We start from the raw sequence: 10,602 nt of genomic DNA, 5'->3' as shown, positions 1-10,602 counted from the left end.
ATCGTGGAAGAAGCCATCGATGCCAGAGAATTCGAATGTGCCGTTCTGGGTAATGATGAAATCATGGTCAGCGGCATGGGGGAAGTGCTTTCCGCCGCAGAATTTTATGACTACGATGCAAAATATAACAACAGTGCCTCCCGTACGGTGATCCCCGGGGAGATCGAAGCAGAAAAAGCGGAAGAAATGCGCCGCATTGCGAAAAAGATCTTCCGTGCCGTAGACGGCAGCGGTCTGGCGAGGGTGGACTTTTTCGTAGACAGAAAAACAGGAAGAGTCCTCTTTAATGAGCTGAATACCATGCCCGGTTTTACGCCCATCAGCATGTACCCCATGCTTTGGGAAGCGGCCGGCATGTCGAACAGAGAACTGATGGATCGTTTCATTGAACTGGCACTGTCCAGAGATTCGGGCATCAGAGGGTAAGGAGAAAACGTATGGATACAAGACCTATCGGTGTATTTGATTCCGGGGTTGGCGGTCTGACTGTGGTAAAGCAGATCATGAAGGTCATGCCCCATGAAAATATCGTATATTTTGGTGACACGGCCCGTGTGCCCTATGGTACCAAATCCAAGGAAGCCGTAACGAAATATTCCAAACAGAACGTAAGATTTCTGCTGAGCAAGGATGTAAAGGCTATCATCGTGGCCTGCAACACAGCATCCTCCAACAGTATTGATGCCCTGCGGGAAACCTTTGATGTGCCTATCTTTGGCGTGGTCGTTCCCGGGGTGGAAGAAGCCCTGCGCTCTACCAAAAACAAAAAAATCGGTGTCATCGGCACTCCCGGTACGGTGCGTTCCGGCGCCTATGAACGGATGATCTGCGAGCAGGATCACGAAATGCAGGTATTTACAAAGGCCTGCCCTCTGTTCGTGCCTCTGGCGGAAGAAGGCTGGACGGATAACGAGATCTCCCGTCAGGCAGCAAAACGCTATCTGGATGAGCTGGTGGAAACAGGGATTGACTCTCTGGTGCTGGGCTGCACCCATTATCCCCTGCTGAAACGCTGTATCGGTACTACAGTGGGCGATGCCATCAAACTGGTAGACCCTGCCAAGGCCACAGCGAAGCGTGTGAAGAAATTTCTGGAAACAAAGGATCAGCTGAATGAAACCGATACAGACGGCGGAAAACAGTTCTACCTTTCCGACAGTACAGATACTTTTGAGTTTGTATGTCAGAAGGCGCTGAAATTCCCCTTTAAACCGGAAATCATCGATATTGAAAAATACTGATACCAATAAAAAGGTGCAGGCGGTTGCCTGCACCTTTTTCTAAGGGGAAGAAGTAGAAAGAATGTTATCGTGAGAATGATCTTTCAACCACTCTTCGGGGGAAAATAACATCCTCAGTCATCAGTATGGCTCCTTTTCAGAGAAATATACACCTGTCCGAAAAAAGTTTTGTGATTTGATTACAATAATCATTCTTAATTGATAGGAATTATTGCATTATCCTTTTTTCTATGCTATAGTAAATACAAACATAAGAACACAATAATCCGGTTAAGATAGAGAGAGTATACAAGGAGGATATGCATTATGAAACAGGTAAGATCCAATGAATTTAAAGCAGAAGTATTAGAAAGCAAAATTCCCGTCTTGGTGGATTTCGCAGCTGCATGGTGCGGCCCCTGCCGTATGATGGGCCCCGTGCTGGAACAGCTTTCCGCAGAATATGAAGGCAGAGTAAAGATTGTAAAAGTGGATATCGATGAATCCATGGATCTGGCGCAGGAATATCGCATTATGAGCGTACCCAATATGGTGCTCTTCAAAAACGGTATCCCTGTAGACGGTGTGGTGGGGGCAGTACCTGCGGCACACCTGAAAGTAAAACTGGATGAATTTTTGTAAGACAAGGGAAAGGGCTGAAAACAACTGGGTTTCAGCCCTTTTTATTATTTTGCATGGTTGTTTATTTGTATGCGAAGTGTTATATGGACATTTGTTTTTTTGGTGCTTTTTCCTATATGACATAAAAATTGTACAAAAATAAGTACAACGCGACAAAAAAAGCCATTCGTTTTGACGATTGACGTTACCAGAGTAAAGTGTTATCTTTTTGCTATCACTTGAAGAGGTTATTGAAAAGAGGTTATGCGTTATGATGAACACATTTTTCATGACAACTGCATACGGTTTTGCGATCCTGCCAATTAGCGCTATTATTCTGGGCATTCTGATTCTGGGCTTCAAGAAGAATATCGCCGATTGTCATGTGCAAAAATAACTCTTTTTGCAGAAAGCTGCGCAGCAGCAATGGTTGCTTTCACAGACCCATGGCATTTGACTGGGTCTTTTTTATTTCCTGCAGGCGATGGAAGAAACAAAAAAGACTAACTTTCTGCAAGGCTACAAACGAGAAGTGCAAAGGCAAACACAAAAGATAAAACAAAGCAAAATTTACAAAAGAAAAATCAAAAGAAATTTACAAAAGAAACCCCAAAGGAAATTTACAGAAGATAAGGAGATGTTCATATGACTTTTTTAATGGCACTAAGCCCACTTTTATTTGTATTGGCGGGAATTCTCTTTCTGAAGAAGCCTGCCGTAAAGGTCGCCCCGTTGGCTCTGGTATATACGATAATCATTTCGTTTACCTATTTTAACATCAATGCACTGGCATTTCATGATGTGGTTTCCCATACAGATGCACTGCTGTGGAAGGGGATCAAGGAAGGTGCCAAGATCGTTATGCTGGTATTTTCTTCCTTCCTTCTGCTGAATCTGATGCAGCGCACAGGTGCGATCCGGCAGGTACAGAAAACGTTGGCAGAGGTAACACGTGACAGAAGAGCGCAGCTGGTCATTGTTGGTATGATGGTTCCCATCTTTCTGGAAGGCGCAGCCGGCGCGGGTTCTCCCGCAGCCATTGCAGCTCCTTTTCTGGTTGGTCTGGGCTTCCAGCCAGTGGTTGCTATCGTAGCAGCCCTGTTGGGTGATGCAACTCCCTGTTCCTGGGGCGGTGCAGGCCTGACAACCATCACAGGCGGCAATTATCTGGTGGAAGAAGGTCTCAGTACAGCAGCATTGAACTCTGCTATGGTTGGTCGTATCCATATGTTTGGGGTACTGATCATTCCCTTCCTGATTGTTATGATCGCTTTTGGCAAAAAAGGTTTTAAAGGCATTATCCCTTATCTGGCCTTTGCCGGCATCAGCACATGTGCCATTATGTTTGGCATTTCCAATTTTGTAGGCCCAGAGATCACGAGCCTTGGTACAGGCTTATTCTCCATCGTTCTTTCCGTTGTATACTTGAAGATATTCAAGATCAATACGCCTGAAGAATACCTGTATCAGTCTGAATTCGGTGGAGCGGAAGAGGGGAGTAAAACGTATTCTTCCTTCCGTGCTTTGTCCCCCTATCTGCTGTTGGTGATTCTGCTCCCTGTAGTCAGATATACGGTTCCTCTGGCGATCCTGACAACATTCGGCTATATTGTCTGGGTAGACTGTGTGGTATTTATCTGTGCAGTGGCAGGCGGTGTTATTCTGGGTGTCAGCCCCAGTGAGTTTGTAGACACCATGGGCCAGACACTGAAACGTGTAATGCCTGTTATGGTAACAATGGGTTCTCTGCTGACGGTATCCTATATTATGCAGAGTACAGACACAGGCATGATGAATGTAATTGCAACAACCATCTCCGGCGCAGCGGGTATGTTCTATCCTGCAGCTGCTGTTCTGATTGGTGCGTCCGGGTCTTTTGTAACAGGTACGGGCCTGGGTTCCAATATCATGTTTGCGCCTATGCATGTGAATGCCTGCAGTATGCTGGACATCAATCCCGTAACTGTATTTGCAGGACAGAATGCAGGTGGTTCTCTGGGGAATATGGTTTGCCCTAACAATGTCGTTGCAGCCTGTGCTACAGTTGATATTATCGGCAGGGAAGGCGAAGTTATGAGAAAAGGTATTGTGGTATTTGGCATCCTGCTGCTGGAATACATGATTCTGGCAATGATCTATACCCACATTCTGTTCCCCAATTTTGGTTTATAAAGTGATACAGAAGAAAAATTCCATACTGAATGGAGGAGAAATATATGAAGACAAGAAAAGTAGGGATCATCGGTTTAGGCCACGTTGGTGCCCATGTGGCATACAGTCTGGCTGTGCAGGGCATTGCCGATGAACTGGTGCTGGTGGACAGCAATGAAAAGAAAGTTAGCAGTGAATGTCAGGATCTGCGGGACAGCGTCGCTTATCTGCCTCACAGAGTGACAGTCAACAGCGGTACTTATGAAGATTTGGGTGACTGCGATGTCATTGTTAACAGTATCGGTAAAATTGAAATTCTGAGAGCAAATCAGGACAGAACAGACGAGATGAAATTCACTGTTCCTGCAGTCAGAAGCTATGTGGATCGTATCAAAGCTTCCGGATTTGACGGTGTAGTCATCAATATTACAAATCCCTGCGATGTTGTTACTTATGAACTGGCAAAAGGACTGGGTCTGCCCAAGGGGCGTGTTTTTGGTACAGGCACAGGGCTGGATACATCCCGTCTGCTGTCTGCTCTGGCAAGACAGACTGGGATCGACCATAAATCCATCACAGCGTATATGCTGGGGGAACATGGTAATCAGCAGTTTGCGGCATGGAGCAATGTTTCCTTCCAGGGTAAGCCTCTGGATGAATGGGCAAAAACAGACGAACGCTTCCGTTTCGACAGAGCGGCTCTGCAGAAAGAATCTATTGGCGGCGGCTGGGTTACTTTTTCCGGTAAATTCTGCACAGAATATGGTATTGCAACAACAGCAGCTCGCATGGTAAATATTGTACTGCATGATGAAAAACAGATCATGCCTGCCAGTGCAGAGCTGTGCGGGGAATACGGTGAAGCAGAGGTATTCGTTGGTGTACCCTCTGTGATTGGCAAGAATGGTGTGGAACAGGTCGTTGAAATTCCTCTGAATGATGCGGAAAAGGCGGAATTCAGAAAATCCTGTGATGTTATCCGTGGTAACATCAGGTTTATGGCAGAAAATAAATAATTGATATACAGATGAAAAAGGAAGAAAAATCACGAAAGAAAAGGAGAGATTTATTATGATGAAAATCGATGTAACAAAAACAGCAAATCCCAAAGTAAAACCTGATCCCGCAAGCGTACCCTTTGGTGTAGCGTTTACAGATCATATGTTCCAGATGGATTACAGCGATGAAAAAGGCTGGCATAATCCTCGTATCATGCCCTACGGCGATATCAATCTGAATCCCGGTGCGCTGGTGTTCCACTATGGCGCAGAAGTTTTTGAAGGTCTGAAAGCATATCGTACACCCGATGGTCAGGTACAGATGTTCCGTCCCGATGCAAACATCTCTCGTATGAACGATTCCGCAGAAAGACTGTGTCTGCCTAAACTGGATGAAGAAATGGCACTGGAAGCGCTGAAAGCATTCGTTGCCGTAGAAAAAGACTGGGTTCCCGAACCCTATGGTACATCCCTGTATCTGAGACCCTTCCTGTTTGGTACAGACCCCGACCTGTCTCTGCACGGTATCCACCATGCAACATTTATGATCATCGCTTGTCCTGTAGGCAGCTACTACAAGAGCGGTCTGCAGCCCGTTGAACTGCTGATCGAAATGGATGACGTACGTGCGGTTCGCGGCGGTACAGGCTATGCAAAATGCGGCGGTAACTACGCAGCAGCGACAAGAGCCGGTGAAAAAGCAGCAGAAAAAGGCTATTCTCAGGTTCTGTGGGTAGACGGCGTGGAAAGAAAATATGTTGAAGAAGGCGGCGGCATGAACGTTATGTTCGTTTGGAACGGCAAACTGGTAACACCCGAACTGAACGGTTCCATCCTGCCCGGCGTAACAAGAAGATCCATCCTGGCAATGGCACAGAGCTGGGGTATGGAAACAGAAGAACGTAAGATCTCTGTTGCAGAACTGATGGAAGCATGCAAAAACGGCGAAGTACAGGAAGCATTCATGTGCGGTACAGCAGCCGTTGTTACACCCATCGGCGGTTTCGCTTACGGCGATGAAAAGATCGTTGTAAACAACAACCAGATCGGCGAAATGACACAGAAGATCTATGACGAACTGACAGGCATCCAGTGGGGTCTGAAAGAAGATACTTTTGGCTGGACAGTAAAAGTAGACTAAACTGTTCTCCGGCTTTCGGTATATCTCCATTACAAAACAAAAAGCACTTTCCCAAAAGGAAAGTGCTTTTTGTTGTTTATCTGTTTACCATCAATTTTTTTAAAGCAACATTCAGATCATCCAGTGTCAGTTTATACATATCGAATTCGTTTGCAAGGATGTCGTAGGTTTTTGCCCACCAGCCGCCCCAATAGGGTCTTTCGGAGGGGTTCAGCCAAACGATATGAGGATACTTTTCCTTGAAACGACGCATCCATTCGATGCCGGGAGTCTGGTCTCTGACGCCGTAACTGTACCAGCTGCCCTCCATCAGCTCGTAAGGATCCATCTGGGCATCGCCTACGATGATGACTTTGTATTCGCTGCTGATATTCTGCAAAATCCATTCGGTAGGGATCATGGAATCCAGACGCATACGGGGGTCTTTGTAAATCTTGGAATAGATGCAGTTGTGGAAATAGAACACCTGCAGGTCTTTGAAGTGGTTGGAATTGCGTACGGCCTGGAACAGAGCGGAACACATTCTGCTGTAGTAATCCATGGAGCCGCCGCTGTCCATCAGCAGCAGTACCTTTACGGTATTTCTTCTGGGTTTGTCATAAACCACCTTCAGGCTGCCGGCATTGTCGCAGGTTTCGCGGATGGTGCCGTCGATATCGAATTCCGATCTGGCTTCGTCGGCTCTGGTGGAAAACTGGCGCAGTCGGCGGAAGGCCATCTGGAACTGGCGGGTATCCAGCACGTTATCCTCGCGGAAGTCGCGGAATTTTCTGTCGCCTGCCACCTGAAAGGCGCTGCGTTTCTGGCTTTTGCCGCCCACGCGGATGCCTTTGTCGATCTGGCCGTTGTTGCCGAAGGGAGAAGCACCGCGGGTACCGATCCATTTGGAGCCGCCGTTGTGCTGCTCGTGCTGTTCCTGCAGTCTCTGGCGGAACAGTTCCTGAATCTGTTCTTCGGAAAGACCCATGTTTCTGAGGAGGTCTTCCTCCGTAAAGCTGCCGTCCAGTTCTTCTCTGGGTTTGTTCAGCCAGTCCAGCAGTTCCTTGGGCAGTTCGTCGGTAGCCCGTTCCATATCCTTGAAGAATTCCAGAAAGGCACCGTCGAATTTGTCGAAATCCGCTTCGCTTTTGACCAGAATGGCACGGCAAAGGTAGTAAAACCCGGTGAAGGAGGAGTTGTGCAGCCCTTTGTCCAGCGCTTCGATGAGGCTCATCCATTCATTCAGGGAAACCTTCAGCCCTCTGGCGCGAAGCAGATAGAAGAATGAAGTAAACATCAGTCATTCACCTACTTACTTCAGATATTTTCTCATGGTGTCGATATCTTCGTTCTTTTTCAGCAGAACCCCTGCGAAAGGAACGGTTTCTTTGATTTTATAGGAAGGCACGCCGCCCAGTTCCAAAGCGCGGATCCAGTCGATGACTTCGGAGGTGCTGGGTTTTTTCTGGATATTGTACAGACCGCGGATCCAGTAGAAAGTAGCCAGAACCTGTTTCAGCACGTTTTCTTCCACATGGTCGAAGTGAACCTTGATGATTTCTTCCATCTGTTCCGCATCGGGGAATTCGATGTAGTGGAAAATGCATCTGCGCAGGAACGCATCGGGCAGTTCCTTTTCCGCGTTGGAAGTGATGATCACGATGGGTCTCTGTTTTGCCTTGATGGTTTCCTTGGTTTCGGGGATGTAGAATTCCATTTTGTCCAGTTCCCACAGAAGGTCATTGGGGAATTCCAGATCGGCCTTGTCGATCTCATCGATCAGCAGGATCACCTGTTCGTCGCTGTTGAAGGCTTCCCCCAGTTTGCCCAGTTTTACGTATTTTGCGATATCGTCAACGCCTTCGTTGCCGAACTGGGAGTCATACAGACGCTGTACCACGTCGTAAACGTACAGACCGTCCTGGGCTTTTGTGGTGGATTTGATGTTCCAGATGATGAGTTTTTTGCCCAGCGCCTGAGAAATGGCTTCTGCCAGCATGGTTTTGCCTGTGCCGGGTTCGCCTTTGATCAGCAGAGGTTTCTGCAGGGCAATGGCGATATTTACGGAACGCATCAGCTCTTCGCTGGCTACGTAGTCTTTGCTGCCTTGAAATGTCATATTCATAATGGTTTTCCGCCTTTCTTTATCCATTTTGTTTCTAAAAGAATATCCTTATTTTATTGGGTTTTACGGGAACTTGTCAATAAAAAAGACACCGATTTCGGTGCCGTTTTTTGTAATCTTTATTTTACTTCCAGACCTGCCAGTCTTGCCATTTCGATGATGGAATTTTTGGATACTTTTTTGCCTTTATAATCGATCAGATCATCCATGCTGCCTGTGAAAATATCGGCGGGTTCATATTTTTTCAGAACGATCATGTTGTCATCCACAAAAATTTCCAGAGAATCCTTGATTTCGATCCCCATATTGCGGCGAAGCTCGATGGGCAGAACAACCCTTCCCAATTCGTCTACTTTTCTTACAATACCTGTTGATTTCATGTTGCTTGCTCCCCCTTACAAAGATGATGTTAATTTATCGTTAAGAATCTTAACTGAATCTTAACACAGTAAAAATGGAATTTCAATACAAAATGTAAAATGTTGGTTGAATTTCATAAAAACAATAGGTCACAGGAAAGGGATTCATAAAAGGAAATGGAGGACATAGGATAAATCAAAGGGGTGAAAAGGATGTTAAATGGGATCTGGGGCTTTTTTGTGATCGGGGGGATCCTGACGGGGGCTTTTCTGGGCAGGATGGATCTGGTGACGCAGGCGGTCATCGGCGGCGGCCGTTCTGCCATGGAACTGGCCTTTACTATGGCGGGGGTGGTGGCAGTCTGGTCGGGGGTTCTGAAAATTGCGGAAAAGGGCGGCATGATCGATGCTTTGGCAAGGAAAATGACGCCGCTGATGGATTTTCTCTTTCCTTCTGTACCCCCTTCCCATAAAGCCCGTAAATATATCGCGGCCAATTTTGCCGCCAATTTTCTTGGCCTTGGCTGGGCAGCAACGCCGGCAGGGCTTCTGGCCATGAAGGAACTGCAGAAACTGAATCGGGAGGAAAAGGGGACAGCCTCGTCTGCTATGTGCATGTTTCTGACGGTAAATATGACATCCCTGCAGTTGGTGACAGTAAATATCCTTGCCTATCGGGCGGAGTATGGTTCCCAAAATCCGGCGGAGATCGTGGGAGTGGGCATCGCGGCCACCCTCATCACCACCGTGGTAGGCACCCTTGCGGCGAAGTTGGCGGAAAGGGGGCGGAGGATATGAGCATCCTGCTGACCATATCGGATTTTCTGATCCCTGTGACAGTCCTCCTGATCGTTGTGTTCGGCTGTCTGCAGCAGGTGGATATTTATGAAGTTTTTCTGGAGGGAGCAAAGGAAGGACTGCAGACGGTCATCGATATCCTGCCGACCCTCATCGGTCTTGTGATGGCGGTGGAGGTGGTGCGGGCAGGGGGGCTTTTGGATCTTCTGGTAGAGTTGTTCCGTCCTTTTTCCGATGCTATTGGATTTCCTGCGGAACTGGCGCCCCTGAGCATCATCCGTCTGGTTTCCTCCTCGGCAGCCACGGGGCTTCTGACAGATCTTTTTGCCCATTATGGCCCCGATTCTTACCTTGGCCGCGTGGCTTCAGTCATGATGAGCTGTACGGAAACGGTCTTTTACACCATGAGCCTGTATTTCCTCTCTGTGGGCATCCGACAGACCCGCTGGACGCTGCCCTGCGCCCTTCTGGCCAATGTGGTTGGTATTGCTGCTGCGGTCTGGCTGGTCGGACTGGTTTTCTGAAATAAATTTGAAAATTGGTATACAATCATATATAATGTTCGTAAAAAGCGGTTCTGTATCATAGAGAGGAAAGAATATGAAAAGACGATTACTGGCTTTGCTGAGCCTGCTTCTGCTGACCGGCTGCGGCGGGGAGGAAGAACAGGATTTCAGCCTGACGGCGGAAGAACAGCAGGCCTATACGAAAACCATCGATGATGTGATGGAGGAATTTTACTGGGATTATGACAGGGCAAGCCTGATCTTTGGTGCGGCGAAAGTCCCTGAAAATACGGAAAAAAATACCCGTCTGTTCGCTGCATCCGCAGACTGCGAATATAACCTGAAGCGGAAAGCAGGGCAAGATGCGGTTCTGGCAGAGGCAAATCTGCTCCACTATAACGGTGACGGGGCAGGTACCCTGCAGTGCTGGTTTGTAGGCGGCAATCTGTCCGGCGTGGCTTATGCCGGCGGTTTTGATAAGGGCTATTACAGCCTGAAGGAACGAAATCCTTTCCTGGCTGATGGATCTTTCAAGGCCTATGAAACCTGGACAGGGATGCCCGGGGCTTTTTCGGAAGGCAGCGGTGAATTTTCTCCGGAAGGCGTTTATTCCACAGGGAAGGATGCCAACGGGAATACACTGGCCGTTTCCATTCGGGATGGCGCAGCGGCAGTATATCGTTATGCCGGCGGCCTGAGCCGTT

The 10,602-nt window shown here is 47.6% G+C and carries 12 protein-coding genes and 1 pseudogene; 10 read left to right on the top strand and 3 right to left on the bottom strand.

The features are described 5' to 3' along the window. The 7 genes and pseudogenes from ACJMLT_RS06820 to ACJMLT_RS06790 form a co-directional block, all read left to right on the top strand. Positions 1-426 (top strand): annotated as a pseudogene (locus ACJMLT_RS06820) (D-alanine--D-alanine ligase A); the annotation flags it as partial. Positions 427-437: 11 nt separating this feature from the next. Next, positions 438-1,241 carry a glutamate racemase gene (gene murI, locus ACJMLT_RS06815; RefSeq protein ID WP_405728490.1) on the top strand — a complete coding sequence of 268 codons (804 nt, stop codon included), beginning with the start codon at positions 438-440 and terminating at the stop codon, positions 1,239-1,241. A 306-nt stretch (positions 1,242-1,547) separates the two neighbouring features. Next, positions 1,548-1,862, top strand: a complete 315-nt coding sequence (gene trxA, locus ACJMLT_RS06810; RefSeq protein WP_405728487.1) for a thioredoxin — start codon at positions 1,548-1,550, stop codon at positions 1,860-1,862. Between the two features lie 250 nt (positions 1,863-2,112). Beyond that, entirely contained in the window at positions 2,113-2,238 is a 126-nt protein-coding gene (locus tag ACJMLT_RS06805; RefSeq protein WP_405728484.1) for a hypothetical protein, read from the top strand. A 248-nt stretch (positions 2,239-2,486) separates the two neighbouring features. After that, entirely contained in the window at positions 2,487-4,013 is a 1,527-nt protein-coding gene (locus ACJMLT_RS06800) for an L-lactate permease (protein ID WP_405728481.1), read from the top strand. 44 nt (positions 4,014-4,057) lie between these two features. Next, positions 4,058-5,008: an L-lactate dehydrogenase gene (locus ACJMLT_RS06795; protein WP_405728478.1), complete on the top strand. Its 951-nt coding sequence runs from the start codon at positions 4,058-4,060 to the stop codon at positions 5,006-5,008. Between the two features lie 55 nt (positions 5,009-5,063). After that, positions 5,064-6,131, top strand: a complete 1,068-nt coding sequence (locus ACJMLT_RS06790; RefSeq protein ID WP_405728475.1) for a branched-chain amino acid aminotransferase — start codon at positions 5,064-5,066, stop codon at positions 6,129-6,131. 76 nt (positions 6,132-6,207) lie between these two features. Here ACJMLT_RS06790 and ACJMLT_RS06785 read toward each other — a convergent pair whose 3' ends face one another. The 3 genes from ACJMLT_RS06785 to ACJMLT_RS06775 form a co-directional block, all read right to left on the bottom strand. Continuing rightward, on the bottom strand, positions 6,208-7,407 hold the full coding sequence (locus ACJMLT_RS06785) for a vWA domain-containing protein (RefSeq protein ID WP_405728472.1): 1,200 nt from the start codon (positions 7,405-7,407) through the stop codon (positions 6,208-6,210). Positions 7,408-7,422: 15 nt separating this feature from the next. Beyond that, entirely contained in the window at positions 7,423-8,229 is an 807-nt protein-coding gene (locus tag ACJMLT_RS06780; RefSeq protein WP_405728493.1) for an AAA family ATPase, read from the bottom strand. A 125-nt stretch (positions 8,230-8,354) separates the two neighbouring features. Next, complete coding sequence (locus ACJMLT_RS06775; RefSeq protein ID WP_405728470.1) at positions 8,355-8,615, bottom strand: AbrB/MazE/SpoVT family DNA-binding domain-containing protein; 261 nt, start codon at positions 8,613-8,615, stop codon at positions 8,355-8,357. A gap of 192 nt (positions 8,616-8,807) precedes the next feature. Between ACJMLT_RS06775 and ACJMLT_RS06770 the strand changes: the two genes are divergently transcribed. The 3 genes from ACJMLT_RS06770 to ACJMLT_RS06760 all read left to right on the top strand — a co-directional run. Further along, positions 8,808-9,392, top strand: coding sequence for a nucleoside recognition domain-containing protein (locus ACJMLT_RS06770; RefSeq protein WP_405728467.1), 585 nt, complete (start codon positions 8,808-8,810; stop codon positions 9,390-9,392). After that, on the top strand, positions 9,389-9,916 hold the full coding sequence (locus ACJMLT_RS06765) for a spore maturation protein (RefSeq protein ID WP_405728464.1): 528 nt from the start codon (positions 9,389-9,391) through the stop codon (positions 9,914-9,916). The genes ACJMLT_RS06770 and ACJMLT_RS06765 overlap by 4 nt, the downstream gene beginning before the upstream one ends. A 76-nt stretch (positions 9,917-9,992) precedes the next feature. Then, on the top strand, positions 9,993-10,602 hold a 610-nt coding region (locus tag ACJMLT_RS06760; protein WP_405728461.1), incomplete at its 3' end, for a hypothetical protein.

Source organism: Anaerotignum sp., from assembly GCF_045122575.1.
Classification (GTDB): domain Bacteria; phylum Bacillota; class Clostridia; order Lachnospirales; family Anaerotignaceae; genus Anaerotignum_A.
The sequence above is the reverse complement of the archived record's forward strand: the minus strand, read 5'-3'. Positions and strand labels throughout refer to the sequence as shown.

Bases quoted from the DNA above. Each gene is read 5' to 3' on its own strand.
- murI (WP_405728490.1), top strand. From the start codon at position 438: ATGGATACAAGACCTATCGGTGTATTTGATTCCGGGGTTGGCGGTCTG.
- trxA (WP_405728487.1), top strand. From the start codon at position 1,548: ATGAAACAGGTAAGATCCAATGAATTTAAAGCAGAAGTATTAGAAAGC.
- ACJMLT_RS06805 (WP_405728484.1), top strand. From the start codon at position 2,113: ATGATGAACACATTTTTCATGACAACTGCATACGGTTTTGCGATCCTG.
- ACJMLT_RS06800 (WP_405728481.1), top strand. From the start codon at position 2,487: ATGACTTTTTTAATGGCACTAAGCCCACTTTTATTTGTATTGGCGGGA.
- ACJMLT_RS06795 (WP_405728478.1), top strand. From the start codon at position 4,058: ATGAAGACAAGAAAAGTAGGGATCATCGGTTTAGGCCACGTTGGTGCC.
- ACJMLT_RS06790 (WP_405728475.1), top strand. From the start codon at position 5,064: ATGATGAAAATCGATGTAACAAAAACAGCAAATCCCAAAGTAAAACCT.
- ACJMLT_RS06785 (WP_405728472.1), bottom strand. From the start codon at position 7,407: ATGTTTACTTCATTCTTCTATCTGCTTCGCGCCAGAGGGCTGAAGGTT.
- ACJMLT_RS06780 (WP_405728493.1), bottom strand. From the start codon at position 8,229: ATGACATTTCAAGGCAGCAAAGACTACGTAGCCAGCGAAGAGCTGATG.
- ACJMLT_RS06775 (WP_405728470.1), bottom strand. From the start codon at position 8,615: ATGAAATCAACAGGTATTGTAAGAAAAGTAGACGAATTGGGAAGGGTT.
- ACJMLT_RS06770 (WP_405728467.1), top strand. From the start codon at position 8,808: ATGTTAAATGGGATCTGGGGCTTTTTTGTGATCGGGGGGATCCTGACG.
- ACJMLT_RS06765 (WP_405728464.1), top strand. From the start codon at position 9,389: ATGAGCATCCTGCTGACCATATCGGATTTTCTGATCCCTGTGACAGTC.